General features: G+C 58.4%; 15 protein-coding genes and 1 pseudogene. 10 read left to right on the plus strand and 6 right to left on the minus strand.

Annotated elements, in window-relative coordinates:
- The 4 genes and pseudogenes from EN990_RS11480 to EN990_RS11515 all read left to right on the plus strand — a co-directional run.
- Nucleotides 1-895: pseudogene (locus EN990_RS11480) on the plus strand (IS3 family transposase); the annotation flags it as partial.
- A gap of 332 nt (nt 896-1,227) precedes the next feature.
- The gene (locus EN990_RS11490) at nt 1,228-1,482 is read left to right on the plus strand and encodes a hypothetical protein (protein ID WP_127369079.1); all 255 of its coding nucleotides are present in this window, start codon (nt 1,228-1,230) and stop codon (nt 1,480-1,482) included.
- A gap of 749 nt (nt 1,483-2,231) precedes the next feature.
- Nucleotides 2,232-2,798: a hypothetical protein gene (locus EN990_RS11495; RefSeq protein ID WP_127369080.1), complete on the plus strand. Its 567-nt coding sequence runs from the start codon at nt 2,232-2,234 to the stop codon at nt 2,796-2,798.
- A 1,694-nt stretch (nt 2,799-4,492) separates the two neighbouring features.
- Nucleotides 4,493-4,834 carry a hypothetical protein gene (locus tag EN990_RS11515; RefSeq protein ID WP_127369081.1) on the plus strand — a complete coding sequence of 114 codons (342 nt, stop codon included), beginning with the start codon at nt 4,493-4,495 and terminating at the stop codon, nt 4,832-4,834.
- A gap of 16 nt (nt 4,835-4,850) precedes the next feature.
- On the opposite strand, the gene EN990_RS35470 is transcribed toward EN990_RS11515, so the two are convergent.
- The 3 genes from EN990_RS35470 to EN990_RS11525 are packed head-to-tail and all read right to left on the minus strand — an operon-like array spanning nt 4,851 to nt 6,945.
- On the minus strand, nt 4,851-4,988 hold the full coding sequence (locus EN990_RS35470; protein WP_157678546.1) for a hypothetical protein: 138 nt from the start codon (nt 4,986-4,988) through the stop codon (nt 4,851-4,853).
- A 54-nt stretch (nt 4,989-5,042) separates the two neighbouring features.
- Entirely contained in the window at nt 5,043-6,149 is a 1,107-nt protein-coding gene (locus EN990_RS11520; protein WP_127369082.1) for a PAS domain-containing sensor histidine kinase, read from the minus strand.
- Nucleotides 6,150-6,156: 7 nt separating this feature from the next.
- Nucleotides 6,157-6,945, minus strand: a complete 789-nt coding sequence (locus tag EN990_RS11525; protein ID WP_064994850.1) for an alpha/beta hydrolase — start codon at nt 6,943-6,945, stop codon at nt 6,157-6,159.
- Between the two features lie 1,113 nt (nt 6,946-8,058).
- Here EN990_RS11525 and EN990_RS11530 point away from each other — a divergent pair.
- The 6 genes from EN990_RS11530 to leuD all read left to right on the plus strand — a co-directional run bounded on the left by EN990_RS11530 (nt 8,059) and on the right by leuD (nt 15,165).
- Nucleotides 8,059-9,273 carry an ABC transporter substrate-binding protein gene (locus EN990_RS11530; RefSeq protein ID WP_064994819.1) on the plus strand — a complete coding sequence of 405 codons (1,215 nt, stop codon included), beginning with the start codon at nt 8,059-8,061 and terminating at the stop codon, nt 9,271-9,273.
- Nucleotides 9,274-9,352: 79 nt separating this feature from the next.
- The gene (locus EN990_RS11535; protein ID WP_064994820.1) at nt 9,353-11,269 is read left to right on the plus strand and encodes an ABC transporter permease; all 1,917 of its coding nucleotides are present in this window, start codon (nt 9,353-9,355) and stop codon (nt 11,267-11,269) included.
- Nucleotides 11,262-12,059, plus strand: coding sequence for an ABC transporter ATP-binding protein (locus tag EN990_RS11540; protein WP_157678544.1), 798 nt, complete (start codon nt 11,262-11,264; stop codon nt 12,057-12,059). The genes EN990_RS11535 and EN990_RS11540 overlap by 8 nt, the downstream gene beginning before the upstream one ends.
- A 2-nt stretch (nt 12,060-12,061) precedes the next feature.
- Nucleotides 12,062-12,754 (plus strand): ABC transporter ATP-binding protein, encoded by a 693-nt coding sequence (locus EN990_RS11545; RefSeq protein WP_064994822.1) that lies wholly within the window; start codon nt 12,062-12,064, stop codon nt 12,752-12,754.
- A gap of 370 nt (nt 12,755-13,124) precedes the next feature.
- Nucleotides 13,125-14,531, plus strand: coding sequence for a 3-isopropylmalate dehydratase large subunit (gene leuC, locus EN990_RS11550; RefSeq protein WP_127368275.1), 1,407 nt, complete (start codon nt 13,125-13,127; stop codon nt 14,529-14,531).
- A gap of 7 nt (nt 14,532-14,538) precedes the next feature.
- Nucleotides 14,539-15,165, plus strand: a complete 627-nt coding sequence (leuD, locus tag EN990_RS11555; protein ID WP_064994824.1) for a 3-isopropylmalate dehydratase small subunit — start codon at nt 14,539-14,541, stop codon at nt 15,163-15,165.
- A 288-nt stretch (nt 15,166-15,453) separates the two neighbouring features.
- Here leuD and EN990_RS11560 read toward each other — a convergent pair whose 3' ends face one another.
- The 3 genes from EN990_RS11560 to leuB all read right to left on the minus strand — a co-directional run bounded on the left by EN990_RS11560 (nt 15,454) and on the right by leuB (nt 18,278).
- Nucleotides 15,454-16,062 (minus strand): flavin reductase family protein, encoded by a 609-nt coding sequence (locus tag EN990_RS11560; protein ID WP_064994825.1) that lies wholly within the window; start codon nt 16,060-16,062, stop codon nt 15,454-15,456.
- Nucleotides 16,063-16,222: 160 nt separating this feature from the next.
- Nucleotides 16,223-17,065 carry a fumarylacetoacetate hydrolase family protein gene (locus EN990_RS11565; RefSeq protein WP_127368274.1) on the minus strand — a complete coding sequence of 281 codons (843 nt, stop codon included), beginning with the start codon at nt 17,063-17,065 and terminating at the stop codon, nt 16,223-16,225.
- Nucleotides 17,066-17,183: 118 nt separating this feature from the next.
- Complete coding sequence (gene leuB / locus EN990_RS11570) at nt 17,184-18,278, minus strand: 3-isopropylmalate dehydrogenase (RefSeq protein WP_064994827.1); 1,095 nt, start codon at nt 18,276-18,278, stop codon at nt 17,184-17,186.
- Between the last annotated feature and the right edge of the window lie 49 nt (nt 18,279-18,327).

The following is an 18,327-nucleotide window of genomic DNA, read 5'->3' on the forward strand; positions in this document are numbered from 1 at the left end:
CTCGCCTGAAGGAAGGCTTCGGGATGAGCGAACGGCGGGCGTGTAAAGCCATCGGCTGTTGCCGCATGACGGTTCGCTACGAGACCAGCAGGCCGGACGACCGCGAGGTTCGCGAGCGGATGAAGGCGATCGCGCAGGAGCGTCGCCGGTTCGGCTACCGGCGTCTTCTGGTGATGCTGAGGCGGGAGGGCCTGGTCGTTAACCACAAGAAGCTGTTCCGGCTTTATCGGGAGGATAAGCTCGCCGTTCGCCGGCGTGGCGGCCGCAAACGGGCAATCGGGACCAGGGCGCCGATGCTGGTGCCGCTGAGGCCCGACGAGCGATGGTCGCTTGACTTCGTATCGGACCAGCTCACCGACGGGCGACGCTTGCGCATCCTGGCCGTCGTCGACATGCACGAGAGAGTGCCTGGCACTGATCGTTGATACGCGTCTCTCGGGCATGCGGGTCGCCCGCGAATTGGACCGGCTCATCCACCGAGCGCGGCCGGCCGAGGATGATCGTCAGCGACAATGGCAGCGAGTTCACCTCGAACGCCATCCTCTCCTGGGCGGATCAGAGCCGCGTCGAATGGCATTACATTGCGCCCGGGAAGCCGATGCAGAACGGCTTCATCGAGAGCTTCAACGGCCGACTGCGCGATGAACTGCTCAACGAGACACTGTTTACCTCGCTGGCTCAGGCGCGCGTAGCCATTGCCCTGTGGCACGCCGACTACGATACCGCGCGGCCGCACTCCCAAATCGCCTGGCAGACACCGGCCGAGTTCGCCAGCACCTTCAATCCGCGGCGGTCGCTCGCGCTGCGCTATGCCAAAGGCTCCGCGCCAGCGCCCGTCGCTTCACCCGCCCAGCAGGGCACAGCCCACGCCGGAAACGAACTCAAAACTGGATAAAAACTGGGGGCAACGTCACTCGCAATGCGGGGATATGAAGGGCTTGATGATGCTCAAGTGCAGCGATTCCGCTGCCGCCACAAAGCGCTCAATTTCAGCCTGCGATAGCTTCTGCGAACCTTTTGACCTAGGCATTTGGCGAACTCCGTTTTGAGGGGATCGCTGCAACGAGGATAATAATCCTATATTCCAAAGTGGGTGACCAGAGGGCTCGCTGGGGTCACCTCTCATGATGACTTGCGCAATTACTAATTTAGTGAAACGTTAAATGCTTCTAGAGAGTAGACGCGAGAGACCCGGTCGGTCCAGTTATGGGGCGGCATTGAGCATAAATGTTTTTTCCGCGTTTCCTGATCGGGATGTTCGCCACTTCGACCGTGGCGGCGATCTGGATTCTTCTAGCAACCGGCTCGTTCTGGAAGTCGCTTGCATGGACATTGCTGATCTTGATCATTTTCCAGGTGGGATATCTCGTATTGTCATTCGCGCTTTTCTACCAGTTTGGGACGAAGAGAACCGAAGAAAAACCAAACACTGCCGAGCCTACCCGTCGGGACGGTGGTGTCTCATCTGAAGGCGGCCGATGATGGTCCCGGCTAATCCAGTACGGGCACGTAAATTAGTGTTTGGTTGAAAGCGCCGCCACACAGTCTTCCAGGATGGCCAGGCGAAACCGGAGCCACTTTAATTCTTGGCCGACTTGCGCCAGCTTTAACATACCAGCCGAGCTCGCCACTCTTCGCCTCTGCTCCTCTTCCAAGGACGCGATTTTCACGCGCAATTCGAAGGCTTCTGTAGCCTTCGAGTTCCTAACTAACATCCGGGCACGCATATCCAACCCCACGCAGAAGAAACGTCGCCCTGAAATCGCACGGGCTGCGTTAAACTCTGGCGTTCAAATCATCGGGGATTTTAGTGATCACTAAAATAATGATCGATGCACCGAGGTATGTAGATTTCCATTGCATTGTGCGCGCCATCCATGAACTCCGTGGAAAAAACTCACAGTTGGGAAGACGACGAATGAGCGCAGGGGATCGTGCGCAAGCTTCGCCCCCGCAAGGCCCAGCGATGGTTGCGGGCGACCCTTCAACATTGACAAACCGTATTGGTGAACTCGCCGGGCGAGGGCCCCCAACTACTGCCTCAAGCCCGACGAGCTGCCGGGGATCAGCCGGCAACCGCCTTCGGTGCAAGACGGGTGCCAGCACTTCCGTCCTGAAGTGAGACAAACGGAGACCACCATGCGCGACGCGATCTGACGGAGCGACCAGGCAAGGGCTGGACGCCATGGGCGAAGGGTGCCGGCGAACACGACATCGAGAAAATCTGGTGGATGGCTCGGGTGTTGCATTTCCCGAAACTGAACTCGAGCGCTTGGTTCGACGGCAGCGAACTCGACGGCATCGCTCATTGGGGCTTCCGCAGCGAGAAGTGGACCATGAAGGCGAAGCCGGCCGACCGGCAACCGCTGCCCGAGGTCTACGGGCTGGCGCGGGAAGCGCAGAAGCAGGCCGAGGTCGATCTCTTCCGGGCAAGGGCGAATGCGCGCTTCCTGCTGGCCACAGGCGGGCGTCAGCACGCGCAAGGTGCATCGCCGGCGTATGATGGCGGCCGGGGGAAACGCGCTGGTGAGACCTATTTCCCGACAGAACCTATCGCCTTCTCACGCCTTGATATGGCGGATCGACTCCTATCGATCGTACGCCCTCATCTGTTCGGCCGATGTGCCAGCCAAAGTAAGGCGTCAAGTTGCAAATGTGATCCAGGGTCACCACCGAACAGCCCCTTTTGCCAGTCGCTAAATGGGCTGATCAACAGCCCCAGCGGGCTGATTCCGGTGGGGCAGCCGCCACTTCTAGGAGGGCCATCTCGGCTTACCTCGGAGGCGGGATTTGGTTAACAGCGCGAGGGGTAAGGCAATGCCGAGCGGGGTTTTAATTCCGGTTACCGTCACAATCGACGGGGTCAAGAAGACATTCCCGTCGCTCACAGATTTGGCACTCCATGTAGGTTCAAATCCGACTGCGCCGGTTGCTTGGCGTAGTCGCAACTCCGACCGACCAATTCAGGACTGGGTGGATAAGCAGCTCATGCGTAAAGTCAGCAGGGCAAACAATGTTGAGTAATCCCTCGCATGGGCGCGCCCGCTGTTCACCTAAAGACCCTGGCTGTTCTTACGTTAAGTAAGGCAAAGTTGCCGGCGAGGCCCGCCTATTCGGAAACAGGTCCGCCGCTCACGCGATAGGTGATTCTTGGCGCTATGCCGTCCCGCGATGGGTCATATTGGCTGGGACTGAAATCGCTTTGCTGCTGTGGGGTTGGGGCACGGGGAGGCTCGCGGACTCGCCAATGGGACCGCGAGCCTTTTTAGTGTGCTAGCTCTCCTTCGCCACGGTGCTCCATGCAAAATCAGTGCGAAGGCTGACGCATCCTGGCGAAGCCGAAGCCTCCATCTTTGCCGCAGCCGGGGTGCTCGCACGTATGATTGTCGACGCTTCGTCGATCGCGCGGGGCCGCTGTCATGCCTTCGGCAAGCCGGGATGGTCCATCGCTCATGGGGGAAAAGATTCCACAAGCGTCTTGACGCGCAAGGAATATGTTCCTTTTTTGTTCTGATGGCGCACGATCCCGCACACATGCTTGTGAAGGCCGAGTGCAGCTGCGGCAATGTCCGCTTACGGCGGCGGTGTCGATCCTATGAGGTAGAAGTTCGACTGGAACCGCTGCAGACCGCAGATCAAGATCACGCTTCTCGAGGCCCACCCCGAACACCTGCCGAAGCCTGATAATCCACAAGCCGACGAAGATCGACGGCCAAGATCGTATGGCACACCGAGAGATTCGGATGGAAAATGGCCAGGTCAAAAGGTTCGCAGAAATTCGCAGACTGAAATTGAACGCTTTGTGACAGCAGCGGAAGCGCTGCACTTGAGCATCGTCAAGCCGTTATATATTGCAAGCACTACCGGCTGACGCGCGTCCTGCATGAGGCGCTGTCTAAAGCCGTGCGGGAAGTGACCGGGAAGGAAGTCCCGTTCATCCGGCGGAACACCACAGGACCGGTGAGCCCGCCCCATCTGGACTCCAAGCCTTAGGAGTCGCATTCTCCCACCGGGCGTGGGCATACAGGGGCAGAAGGCTTCCAAGCCTATAAGGCGACGTAGGCGTTCGCTGTTAGAGCAGCGGGCGCTAATCCCTGTCGTGCTTTGCGGCGTTGCCGGGGCAAGCTACCTTATACCGCAGTCCGTACAGCATCCTCTCCCCACAGTGCATCGTCAGGGCGGCGGCATTAGCGCGCCGGGCGGCTGCGCCATCAAGGGGCAACATTAGCGTGACAGGCGAGCGCATCTACCACATGCCAGGGCAGCGACATTACACCGAAACGGTCGTCAACTGGCCAAAGGCGAGCGCTGGTTCTGCTCTCAATGGAAGCATGGTGGGCAGGATGGCGGAAGTCGAAGGTATGATGCGGCCTTATACGGCGGAATCGGCAAAAACGTCTGGTTGGGTGACGGCGCGCAGAGAATTTTAGCAATCGGGAACGTACGGCTCCTGCGGGAGTTTCTCGGGTGAAGGGACCTCAGGGAGGTTGCTATGAGAAAAGTGTTCCTTGCTTCGGTGATTGCCATCGCCTGCGCCGCAGCCACGGTTGTGCCTGCGGATGCACACTTCGGTTCTGGCATCAGCTTTTTTGGTCCGTTCGGGGGCTTCGGTCCGTTCGGCGGCGGCCCGTTTTACCGCGGTGGCCCCTTCTACGGCGGAGGTCCGTTTTACGACTATGGCGGCCGCTATTACGGCCCCCGCTATCCTGCCTACGTGGCCCGCTACCCGCATCGCTACTATTACCGGCATCGTCACCATTGCCGCGTGAAGTGGGTTAGGCACTGGCACCATCACCACCGGGTGCTGGAACGCGTTCGGGTTTGCCGGTACTGACAAGGCCGGATTGGCCCTAGCGCCCGTCCTTCGCCTTCGCACAGGCGTTAGCTTGCCCCATGCCGGAATGCTTCGACGGGTCGGGCGTGTAGATCAGATCGACATTGCGGCTTTGGCATTCACTGCACATGCGTGGGAGCAGGTCGTCACGCATGGCTGGCGTCTCGGCGCCAAGCGGAGCTGCTCGCAGTCAAATTGGCTTGCGTCATCATCTTATGGGCATACGGAAACTAAATCGCGTTTGCTCCATATCCGACACCACGTCCAAGGTTCCACCATGGGCACGGGCTATTTCTGACGCGATGTAGAGCCCCAATCCCAAGCCTTGTTGGCGACCTTTTGCATCTCCTCGATAGAATGGTTGAAAGAGGCGCTTCAATGCCGCTTGCGGAATAGGCTTGCCGCCATTCGCGACCGAGAGATCGAAAAAGCCTTCACTGAACTTACCGGTCACCTGGATCAGAGTTTCAGGGTCTCCATGGGCAATCGCGTTTCCCATCAGGTTGGAAAACAGCTGCGCAAGCCTCACATGGTCAACTTCGATCATGTCACCATCGAGATTCCACAATACGTCGATCTGACGCTCCGGGTAACTTGATCTAATCTCGTCAAGCACTTGCTGCAATGTAGGCTGGATCGGCTTGCCTCGATCCCTCGTCAATCCCAAGCCGCCTCCCAACCTGCCCCTTGCGAAATCCAGGACGTTGTCGATCAAGCCGCTCATGCGCGCTATGCTCGCCAGCATCAGGCGCAGGACTTTGGCAACTTTTTCGTCACTCGGATCGGTGTTACGGGCGAGCATATGTACCCCAGCGGATATCGACGCTAGTGGATTTCGCAGATCGTGGCCAAGCACCGCGATGAACTGCTCGCGCAACTCCGCTGTTTGTTGCGCAGAATGCAATCCTTGTTCCAGCTGACGTTTAGCCTCGCCCAACTCGCGCTCATAGCGCCGCCGCTGTGTTGCGCGAAACAATGTCACCCGTGTTTCGATCACGTCTCCGGCGGGCGTGCGCTGTTCCAATGAGTTGGCTAGAACCGGCAGGATGTCGCCATCCGCCTTCACGATATCCAACGCGACCTCTTCGAAAAATCCTTGCATCCTCAACAATGGAGCGAAATGTGTCTCGTAGAACATCCTGCCTGCGACATTGAGAATTTCACGGAAGCGTTTGCCGCAGACTGCCTCCTTCGAGAACCCAGTCCATCTTTGGAAAGTGCCGTTCGCGTCCTGGATGCGGCCATCTGCGCCTATGACGAGGTAGCCACACGGCGCGTTCTCGAAAAGATCGAGATATTTGTCGTCCGCCCCCATCGCGAACTCAGACGAAAGCCCGTATCGCCGCCACAACTTCCTGCGGGGCGCTGAGGTTGGGGCAGTGACCGACGGCGTCCAGGTGAATCAGTTTGCTTCCAGCTATGTGAGCACGCACGTATTCACCGACATGATCGCCTGCAATGATGTCGTCCGAGCACTGGAGGACTAGCGTCCGCGCTGTGACTTTCGGCAGGTCGGACCTGTTGTCAGAGGTGAATGTGGCCCGTGCGAATTCGCGGGCTATGTCGGGATCAGTCCGACAAAAACTGTTGGTCAACTCGTCGGCAAGGTCCGGGCGATCCGCGTTGCCCATGATCGCTGGCGCCATCGCAGCCGACCAGCCCATGTGGTTGTCAGCAAGCGATGAAAGCAGACCCTCGACATCCGCCTCTGAAAAGCCCCCGACATAGCCGGCATCGTCAATATATCGAGGAGACGGACCGACCAGAACCAGACTGTCGAACATTTCGGGCACCTTTACAGATGCGAGAACTCCGATCATCGCGCTGACAGAATGCCCGACAAACACTGCTCCCGAAAGCTCTACGGCATTCCCGATTTCGATAAGGTCATCCGCGTAACCGTCCAGGGCCGCGTACTTGGCGCTGTCATAAGCGGCAAGATCGGACCTTCCAGCGCCGACATGGTCGAAGAGCACGGTCCGAAACTGGCGGCGGAATGCTGGCTCGACGAAACGCCACATGTTCTGATCACAGCCAAAGCCGTGCGCGAACACCATACTTTTCGGCCCCGTGCCGTGGAGCCGGACATTGTTGCGTTTCAGAACGTCCACGATTTTCCGTCTCATAACCCCTTACTGCAAAATAGCGGGTTCGGAAAAAACTTCAAACGCAAATGAAATGGTTTGGACGCCTGAATCGTATCTTCGTTCAGCACGTTGTGGTTGATGAATAGCTCGATGGTCCAATAGTTTTATGCCGCAGCCCATTTCCGTACTCGTTGTCGAGGCGGCCGGCTGCATCGTGCCGCTCACTCTCGATGAAGCAACGGTTACCGCACTGCGGGCGGGTACCGTGCTGAAGATCTAGGTCAGAAGCACCGACCAGAAGGACGTGGTGCTGTCCGTGTCGCTAAAAGGGCTCGCGCCTGCTCTGGATAGGCTTGGCGTTTTGGCTGGGTGGTAGAAATGGTTGCTATGCTGGCTCCTCCAACCCTGCTTCTCAACGAGTGGATGGAACGCAACAGAGACTGTGATCAGCGGCCGAAGGTCCCGCGCCGACTGATCAGCTTCGCGGCAACTTCGACTTAGTGTTACGGCGCAATCCGGCAATGCGTGCCCGCCAAGTGATAAATCATGCGAATGAAAGCCGCCGGCAACAAACTTGCCGCCGACGGCCATGTTCCGCACCCTCTTTTGTCAACGATATTGGTCGTTCCATCGCGGACGTTCGGGGTGCCCGCGTCCGTTTGCCGTCGCGCCACTGCTGAGCAAACTCAAGCGCCGAGATTTCAAAGCGGACACTAAGACCGTCCTCTCACCTGCCGCTCGGGACAGGTTCGGTGCTGGGCCCTTTCGAGGTGAGGAAGAAGATACTGAATTGAGGGCGTTGGTGCTCGGCAGCGCCCATAGGATGAAGCGTGGCGAATATCCAGGAATGTTCCGCCTACTAGTGTCGCTCGGTCACCAGAGGGGCGCCGCGATCAGTGAAACGCGGTAAAACCTTGGCGCACGCGAAAATCATTTGAGGTTGGCCCGCGGATGTTCTGGAGTTTCCATGGCGATGCGATTGGCGCGATGTGGTGCATCTCCAAACGCGATGACGTCCTGCCCATATGAGACTTCTCCCATTGCTTTCGTTGCCGCTAAAAACCGAATGACAATAAGATGCGGTCACTGAAGTGGCTCACGGCTAGGGATGCCTGTTTTCGAGGAGGAGGAGTTGAAATGCGGATTAAATCATTGGCAGCCGCTGGCCTGCTGGCGGCTATCGCTTTTGCCGGTACCGTCCCGGCGTATGCTCAGATGAAAGCCAAACAGTTCAATATCCTGATGTTGACCGATCTTTCTTCGGTTTATTCAGAAACATCAGGTCCCGGTGACGTTGAATTCGCCAAGATGGCCGTTGATGACTTCGGTGGAAAGGTCAACGGGGTACCGATCAATGTCATCGTCGTCGACAACAAGCTGGATCCTGCACTCTCGGTCAATAAGGCGCGCGAGATCATAGACTCTCAGGGCGTGAACCTCATTACCGACGTGTCGAGTTCCGCCGCAGCCATTGCCATAGCCAAGCTCGCTAACGAAAGGCACATTCTGACGACCTTTGTTAGCCCGGGAACCATGGCGCTTACGAATGAAGCTTGCGGCAAATACACTTGGCACTATGGATACGATACCTCAGCCATGTCCGCGCCGGTCAAGAAAATGACCCAGGACGGCACCAAAAAATGGTATTTTATCACAGCCGACTTTGCCTTCGGAAAGTCGTTGCTGGCTTCTTTCTCGAGTGCCGTTAATCAAAACGGTGGTGAGGTCGTTGGGGTGGATATGGTGCCGTTCCCGAACGACGATTTCTCAAGCTATCTTCTCAAAGCGCAGGCGGCTGGCGCCGAGGCAATCGGAATCCTTGAATCCGGACAGGATCTGCGCAACGCGGTTAAGCAGGCCCGTGAATTCGGCTTGATGGATGCCGGAATAAAGATTGTTCCCGGACAGTTGAATCTTTCTGATGTGAAGGCTCTCGGGCCGGACACGTGGGCCGGCGTAAACGCCGCGCTGATCTGGTATTGGGATCTCGACGACGAAACCCGGAAATTCACAAAGCGTTTCCGCGAGAAGCTCAGCTTCTACCCTGGTGACATACACGCGGGCAACTATTCTGCCGTCTATCAAGTACTGAAGGCCGTCCAAGAAATCGGGACGGACGATCCCGACAAGGTAACGGAAGCCCTAGAAGGTCGGCGTTTCAGCGACATGTTCACCAAGGACGCGCTCATGCGCAAGCGCGACCATCTTGTGGTGAAGCGTACCTTTATTGGCCAGGTCAAACCCGCATCGGAGGTCAAGAACGACAGCGACTTTTTCAACATCGTCGGGTCGGTTCCAGGGGATGAGGCGTACTACCCGGAAGCAGAAAGCACCTGCAAGCACGATTGGTAGCGGAAGAAGCATGCCTCCCGCCGCCGGCTGATCGCCGACGGGGAGAGGGGTTCATCCGCAACGCAACCGAGGCCGGCCAATGTCTTACTATGCAATTTTGCTCTTCAACGGACTTGTCACGGGAGGTGTCCTGGCGTTGATGAGTCTCGGCATGAGCATCATCTTCGGCATGATGCGCGTGGTTAATTTCATGCATGGCGCGATGTTCATGCTGGGCGCAATCATCGCGGTGATTCTGGGATCGCATCTCGGTGTTTCGCTTTGGCTGGGCTTTCTCATTTCCGCCGTTCTGGTCGGACTGCTTGGTGTGATTATTGAGCGGCTGCTCATCCGCCGACTTTATGGCTTGGATCTCGCCTACATCCTGATTTTGACCTTCGGCCTCTCGCTGATCATCGAAGACGTTGTTCGAATTTTTTACGGCGTTACGTCGGCGCCATACCTGGTGCCTGACCTTCTCAAGGGTGCCGTCAGCCTCGGCTTCGCCTCATACCCGAAATATCGCCTCTTCGTCGTTGTGGTATCGGTATTTCTATGTCTGGGCACATATTTGGCGCTTGAGCGCACGCGCCTGGGAGCGCTGATCCGGGCGGCATCGGAGCGGCCCGATCTGCTTAAATGCTTCGGCGGCAATGTGCCCCTTCTCGTGTCCGGCACGTTCTTTTTCGCCTCCGCTCTGGCTGGGCTCGCGGGGGCGCTTTCCGCACCGATGCGCAACGTGTCGCCGTTTATGGGAGAGGAAATGATCAATTTCGTCTTCGCCGTGGTCGTCGCCGGCGGCATGGGCTCGATCGCCGGATCGGCAATCATGGGCTTTGCGTCAGGCCTCGTCTCGGCTATCGCGGCCATCTTCTATGCGCCGGCGGCCTCCGCAGTCATATACATTTTGATGCTTGTCGTGCTCCTAATACGCCCGGGCGGGATTTTCCAAGGCATCGATATTTCGCATTTCGCGCTGCATTATACACCGATGACCGAGCGTGCGCGGCGGGTGTTCTTGAGCCGACCCACCGCTCTCATTGCGCTGGCGGCAGCGCTTTTGCTTCCGTGGCTGGTCTATCCAGTCCTTGCGACTGACATTATCCTTTGGGGGCTGTTTGCGGTTGGTTTCGATCTGTTGTTCGCGATCGGCGGACTCCTCTCGTTCGGCCAGGCCGCCTATTGGGGCATGTCGGCCTACGTCACCGGGATCCTGATGGTTAAGTTCGGGGCTCCGATGTTCCTTTCGCTGCTCGCCGGCGTCGCCCTGAGCACCATTGTAAGTCTTCTTTTTGGCTTCATCGTCGCAAGAAAGAAAGGGATCTATTTCTCTATGATCACCTTTGCATTCGCGTCGATCGTCTATTTCGTCGTCAATCAGTTTCCCGACTACACGGGCGGTGAGGACGGGTTGCACGGATTGGTTCGACCAACGCTCCTGGGCTTGGACCTCAAGGACGACCGGATCTTCTATTATGTTTGCCTCGCTGCCGCTGCCTTGGTGATTATCACGACAATTCGACTTCTAAAGTCGCCGTATGGCCTTGCGCTTCTCGGCGCCCGCGAGAACGAGCAGCGCATGATGAGTCTTGGCTACAGCGTCTACGGCTTGCGTGTGAAGGCGTATGTATTTTCGGCAGTGGTGTGCTCGATCGGCGGCGCTCTCTATGCCCTTAACCATCAGTTTGTTACCCTTGAAATGGTCTCATGGCGCGCTTCTGGAGAGCCTATCATGATGACGCTGCTTGGCGGCGCCGGTACCATCTTCGGCCCATTTTTAGGCAGTGGCATCGTTTTGCTCATGCGCAATACGTTGTCGTCAATCACGGACAATGGCAGCCTGTTCCTCGGCCTTCTGTTCGTGGCCGTCGTGCTGTTGTTCCGACGCGGAATACTCGGCGAGATCGTGCATCATTCGGTCGATCGCGCCACGTCGCCCGATATGCCGGCAAAGGGTGAGCTTTACGCTGCAAACCCGAACCAGATTGCAACAACCGGAGAGGTGGCCGATGCCTGATCCTGGCGCTAGTAACTCCGTCTACGGGGCGGGTTCGACAGACGTGCCGCTCCTTGAACTGCAATCGGTCACAATGAGCTTTGGCGGTTTCACGGCCATCAACAACATTAGCTTGAAGTTCGAGAAAAAGCCGGTTTACGGGATCATCGGACCGAACGGCGCCGGCAAGACCACTCTGTTCAATGTCTTGAGCGGTTTTTATCGGCCCAAGCGTGGTCGTCTGCTGTTTAATGGTGAAGACATGACTTCGCTGCGCACCGAACAGTTTGCCCGGCGCGGGATCGTGCGAAGTTTTCAAATCACCAGCATTTTTCCCAATCTGGCGGTCATGGACAATGTTGTCCTGTCGGTGCAACGGCGAGCGGATGGGGGCGCCAAAGTGCTGGCGAAGTCAGGCTGGCACGAAAACCACAGACCTGAAGCCAACGCTTTGCTGGATCAAGTCGGCATTCCGCCATCTTTGCGCGAGCGGCCGGCCAGTGATCTTTCCTATGGCCGCAAACGGGCCTTGGAACTCGCGATCTCCTTGGCGGCGCACCCGGCGATCCTTCTTCTCGACGAACCGACCGCAGGGATGACGAGTGCGGACGTGTCACGCACAACTGACCTAATCGCCCAATTGTCCCGCGAGCGCACGATCATCGTTGTGGAGCACAATCTTGGAGTCATCGCCGATGTCGCCGACGAAATCATCGTCATGCAGCAGGGTGCTCTGCTCGCTCGCGGGCGCTATGACGACGTACGAACGGACCCTCGCGTAATCGAAGCCTATCTGGGAAAACGCCATTGAGTATGTTGGAGATAAGAAATCTCGATGCCTATTATGGTGAAAGCCATATATTGCAGAGTGTTGGCCTGTCAGTCGACGCAGGCGAGGTCGTGACGCTGGTGGGGCGCAACGGCGCCGGCAAGACCACGCTGCTTAAATCCATCATTGGTGACATACCGCGCCGGACGGGCAGCATCCGTTTTGGCAGCTCGGAAATCATCGACCTTTCGCCCGAGCGCATTTGCAGGATGGGAGTGGGCTTTGCCCCTGAGGACCGCGGCATATTTTCGACATTGAACGTCCATGAAAATCTGACCATCGGTCGGCCGAACAAAACCACAGGATGGCCACTTGAACGGATCTACCAGCATTTCCCCATTCTCAAGGCGCGGCGCCTGCAAAAAGCAGCGTCTCTGTCTGGCGGAGAGAAGCAGATGCTGGCGATCGCGCGTCCGCTCTATATGGGAGCGTCGTTCCTCCTGCTTGATGAGCCAACCGAGGGCTTGGCTCCTGTAGTTGTCGATGCAATCGGTGCGATCATTAATGATATCAAGTCGACCGGTCTGACAATTCTATTGGTCGAACAGAATCTTCAGTTTGCGGCTGAGGTTACGGACAGATACTACATGATCGAGAACGGGAAGATCGTAAAGGAATTGACGAATCTCCAGATGGCTGCGGAGGAAGAAAGTCTACTCGACTATCTTGGTGTCTGACAATTCTCCGTACTTCTCGTTGCGTGTAGGAAGGCGTGCCGGGATCGGAGCCTTCATGACCGACCGTTTTTGGCGTCGGCTTGGGAATGCCGACCAACACCTGACAGGGCTGGGAGGCAGAACTGTCCAGCCGCTCCGCTGATTTTGAAGATGCGGCGGGCAAACTGGACCAGGGCGTGATCCGCATCGTCGTTCGCGACGGAGCCATGTCGAAATGAGCCTTCAAGGCGTGTGGGCTAACTCCTAGATTGCAGGCGGCCTGATACCTCTGAGGATTTCGCCGATGACGAGCGCCTGGTGTCCAGTCGCATGCGCCGTTCAGCGAGTGTCCTCGGCAGATGCAATCAGGCGGCGCCGCGAAGAGGTCACCATGGCGAAGACGCTGTATGAAAAAATCTGGGATGCCCATGTCGTCAAGCCGCTGGGCGACAACAGGGCCATTCTCTTTGTCGACCGACATCTGGTTCATGAAGGTGTCGCGACTTACGCATTTTCGGGGCTAAGTGCGCGCGGGCGCAAGGTGCACCGTCCCGATCTGACGATCGGCGTGGCCGACCACGTCGTTCCCACGACGCCCCGCGTCAACGGGATCGCCTATGAGGACGAGGACGCACGCAAGATGGTCCAGGACATTGAGGCCTACTGCGGGCAGGCCGGTATCGACGTCTATTCGGTCGGCAACCGCCGGCAGGGTATCGTCCACGTGATCGGGCCTGAACTCGGCTTTGTGCTGCCCGGCGCTCTGGTGGTGTGCGGCGACAGCCACACCTCCACCCTTGGCGCATTCGGGGCACTCGCCTTTGGCATCGGTATCTCCGAGGTCGAGCACGTGCTGGCGACGCAGACCATCGTGCAGCGCAAGTCCAAGTCGATGCGTGTCAACGTGAAGGGCGAACTGCCCTCCGGCGCAACGGCGAAAGACCTAATCCTTTCGATTCTGCATAGGATTGGCGTGGCAGGTGGTACCGGCCACGTCATCGAATACCAGGGAGAGGCGGTTCGGGCGCTGACCATGGAACAGCGCATGACGCTGTGCAACATGTCGATCGAGGGCGGCGCGCGCGCCGGCATGGTGGCGCCCGACGAGAAGACCATCGCCTATCTGGAAGGACGCAAATACTCGCCGAAGGACGAAATGTGGGGCCGGGCAGTGGATTCGTGGCGCTCGCTGAAGTCAGATCCGGATGCGTTCTTCGACGCGGATGTCGAAATCGCCGGATCCGACGTAGTGCCCTTCGTCACCTGGGGCACCAATCCCGGCCAATCGCTGCCGATCGTAGGCAGGGTGCCAAACCCTTCGTCCTGCGACAACGAGAGCGAGCGCACCAGTATCCAAGGCGCACTCGACTACATGGGCCTGCAGCCCGGACAGGCGCTGACCGACATCCACGTTGATCACGTCTTCATCGGCTCGTGCACCAATGGCCGCATCGAGGATTTGCGGGCCGCGGCCGTAGTGGTGCGGGGGCGCAAGGTCGCCGACGGTACGACTGCCTGGATTGTGCCTGGTTCGGGGCCGGTCAAGGACCAGGCTGAGCAGGAGGGACTCGACCAGATCTTCATCGAGGCCGGATTCGACTGGCGTGAGCCTGGCTGCTCGATGTGCCTGGCGATGAATGGCGAGCGGCTGAAACCTGGCGAACGATGCGCATCGACATCGAACCGGAATTTCGAAGGGCGACAGGGGCGCGGTGCGCGTACGCATCTGATGAGCCCCGCCATGGCCGCGGCAGCGGCGATCACCGGCCATTTGACAGACGTGCGCGAACTGATCTGAGGCGAATATGGAACCGATCTCCGGACACAGCGGCATCGCCGCGCCCTTTCCGATGTCCGACATCAACACAGACCTGATCTATCCCCAGCAGTTCCTGCGCAAGCCGGATCGCAACGCGATGGCACCGTTCCTGTTTCATAGCCTGCGCTACAGACCAGACGGCACACCAGATCCGGACTTTATCCTCAACAAGCAGCCCTATGACGAGGCGACGATCATCATCGCGGGGCGTAATTTCGGCTCCGGTTCGTCGCGCGAGCACGCGCCCTGGGCACTGAAATCATTTGGCATACGCTGCCTGATCTCCTCCATGTTCGCCGATATTTTCAAGGCGAACTGCATCAACAACGGCATCATTCCTGCGACCGTCAGTGAGGACGTGCTAGCAGAGTGCCTGCGCGCGGCGGCGAATCCGCAGGAAGCGCGCTTCACGGTGGACCTGGAAAGGCGCGAGCTCAGCCACCTGCGGCTTGGCACAGTGCCGTTCTTGATTGTCGATTCAGACCGGGAGCGACTGCTGAAGGGCAATGATTTCATCGACGACACTCTGGCGGAACTGCCGGCGATCAAAGATCATGAGAAAGCGTCGGCGCAAGCGACGCCATGGCTCAGTATCGGGGCTGTCACCGACTGACACGAAAGGGCCAAATGGCGTTATTGTCGGCTGCGCTTTGAGACCACGCAGTCGCGGATGCACCGTTCTCTACGCCGCTAGCAACGATCGTGTTCGCTGCTGTTTGAGCCACAACCGCTACAGAAAGCAACGCTATCGGGACACAGCTAGGGTCATCCATGGCTCGAACGACTTGCCTCGGTTATACGCCAAAACTCCATAGGGTCGCTCTCGCTCCGCGGCCTGACACCCGCTCGACGAGCACCGAACACCGTGAAGGAAGCGCCGCTTCTATTCCCGCAATCAGGCTTATGGCTGAAGGCGTGCCATCTCAAAAATGTCGTCGCAGACAATGTAGTTGTTACCCTGCATCCGCCCGACGACGCGCATCTTCGCCGTATCGACATGGAAGCGTTCCGGATTGATGAGCAGGTCGTTGCGGATATGCATGACTTGCACATGGCCGAGGATAAGCGAACGGTTTGACCCCAGCTCGACGATTTGCATCAGCTTGCACTCGAAGGACACCGGACTTTCTGCGATGCGCGGCGCGCCGATCGAAAGCGAGGCCTGCGAGCTCAGGCCGGAGACGGTGAACTCGTCGACGGCCGGGCCGTATTCAGTGGCCGTGACGTTCATCGCCTTCAGCTGATCCTCGTCGACTAGGTTGACGACGAACTCGCCGGTGGCGCGGATGTTACGGCCTGTGTCCTTCCGGTCGCCCGGACTGCGGTCGTTGATCGAGAATCCGACAACCGGCGGATCCTCGCCGAAAACATTGAAGAAGGAGAACGGCGCGGCGTTGCGTTGACCGGCTTCGCTGATGGTGGAAACCCAGGCTATTGGGCGGGGCGTGATGGTGGAGGACAGGAGCTTGTATCGCTCAATGGGCTTGAGGTCGGAAAAATTGAAGTGCATGCCTGCTCCGGCGGGTCTAGAAATGTCAGATGCCAACATTGATGGGCGATAGGAAGGCCCCTAATCGGGATGGCGACCGGAAATCGTCGAGCTTCGAGGATTTAAATCGCTGCCACCCACGTCAAAGGCGTCGGGTCGACGGTCATGGAGCATCCGATCGCTACGCCTGAATGCATTGCTGGCGTTGTTCGCCAAGACCCTCGATGCCCAAGGTAATGACATCGCCAGCCTTGAGAAAAATATTCGGCTTCTGACCGAGGCCGACGCCGGGCGGAGTGCCAGTGGAAATGATATCGCCGGGGCGCAGGCTCATGAACTGCGACAGATAGGATACCAAGTGCCTCACGCCGTAGACCATGGTCGCTGTCGAGCCGTTCTGGAAGGCTTTGCCATTGACCTCAAGATGCATCTTCAGCGGCTGTGGATCGCACACCTCGTCCGCGGTGACCAGCCAGGGCCCGAGCGGGCCGAAGGTGTCGGCCGACTTGCCCTTGGTCCACTGACCTTGTCGTTCGGCCTGGAAGGAGCGCTCGGATAAGTCGTTGACGACACAATAGCCAGCGACATGGTCCATCGCCTCGTCCTCCGAGACATATTTCGCGGTCTTGCCGATAACGACGCCGAGTTCGACCTCCCAGTCGGTCTTTTCGGAACCGCGTGGGATCTCGACCCGGTCGTATGGGCCGGTGATCGCCGAAGTTGCCTTCATGAAGATAATCGGCTCCGACGGCACCGTGGCGCCGGTTTCCTCGGCATGGTCAGAATAATTCAGCCCGATGCAGATGAATTTTCCGGTCCCGGCGACGCAAGGGCCGATGCGTGGATTACCGTCGACGACCGGGAGACTGGCGATATCGATCGCACGGAGCGCGTCGAGACCAATGGGACACAGCGTCCCGCCGGCAATATCGCAGACATGGCCAGACAGGTTACGAATGAGGCCCTCGCGGTCGAGAATGCCAGGCTTTTCCTCACCCGGCTCGCCATAGCGCAGCAATTTCATCGCGTGTCGTACTCCTTTTGCGCCCACTGGGATTTCAGTCGAGCGTCAGACCTGGATTGAAGACGCCCAGGCGGGAGAGGGACTCTCCTTTCTAGGAACTTGCGACGCATCGGACCGATCAGCAGACGGCCTGCCTGCTGGTTCCGGCGACGAGAACCGCTACAACGGCGTCACCCATCTCGCTGGTGGAGACCCTGCGACAGCCGGGCCGCATAATGTCGGCGGTTCGGTAGCCGGCGGCAAGCACCGAACGGACCGCAGCCTCGACCCGCGCGGCCTCATCTTCCAGCGAGAAAGAATAGCGCAGCATCAGCGCTACCGACAAAATCGCTGCCAGCGGATTGGCAATATTGCGGCCCGCAATGTCGGGTGCGGTGCCGTGGACAGGTTCGTAGAGCCCCTTGTTTCCGACACCCAACGAGGCCGACGGCAGCATGCCGATTGAACCGGCAAGCATCGCCGCGGCATCGGAGAGGATGTCACCGAAGACATTTCCGGTGACGATGACGTCAAACTGCCTGGGATTGCGGATCAGCGCCATGGAGGCTGCATCGACATAGAGATGGGTCAGTTCCACATCCGTATAGTCCTTGCCGACGCGGGTCACCACCTCGCGCCACAACATCATTGTCTCCAGCACGTTCGACTTGTCGACAGAGCACAGCTTCCTGCCGCGTTTTTGTGCCGCCTTGAAGCCTACATGGGCGATACGGTCTATCTCGCTCTCGGTGTAGCGCATTGTGTTGATGCCTTCGCGCTCCCCGGCCGCGTTGACAGAGATGCCGCGGGGCTCGCCGAAATACAGGTCACCATTCAACTCCCGCAGGATCAGCATATCGACGCCTTCGACCACCTCCGGCTTCAGCGTCGAGGCGTCGAGCAATTCGGGATAGAGCAGGACCGGACGAAAATTGGCATAGAGCGACAGCGCCCGGCGAAGCCGCAACAACCCGTTTCCAGCGCCTTCGGATGGTGGGCGGTGCTCGTCGGCGGGCACACCGGTACCGCCAAGCAGGATAGCGTCAACCGCACGGCAGAGTTCAAGCGTTTTCGCCGGCAACGCATCGCCGACGGTCTGAATGCCTTCGTCGCCGATGATGGCTTCGGTCATCTCGAAGGCGAGTCCAGCGCCGGCAAGTGAGCGCAACACTTTGACCGCCTCAGCGGTCACCTCCTTGCCGATGCCGTCGCCGGGAAGTACCGCGATTTTCACGTCCTATTCCTCCAGATGGATTTCACAGGAGCGCAAACCACCACGGCGC

It is taken from the genome of Mesorhizobium sp. M7A.F.Ca.US.005.03.1.1 (genome assembly GCF_003997975.1).
Lineage (GTDB): Bacteria > Pseudomonadota > Alphaproteobacteria > Rhizobiales > Rhizobiaceae > Mesorhizobium > Mesorhizobium ciceri.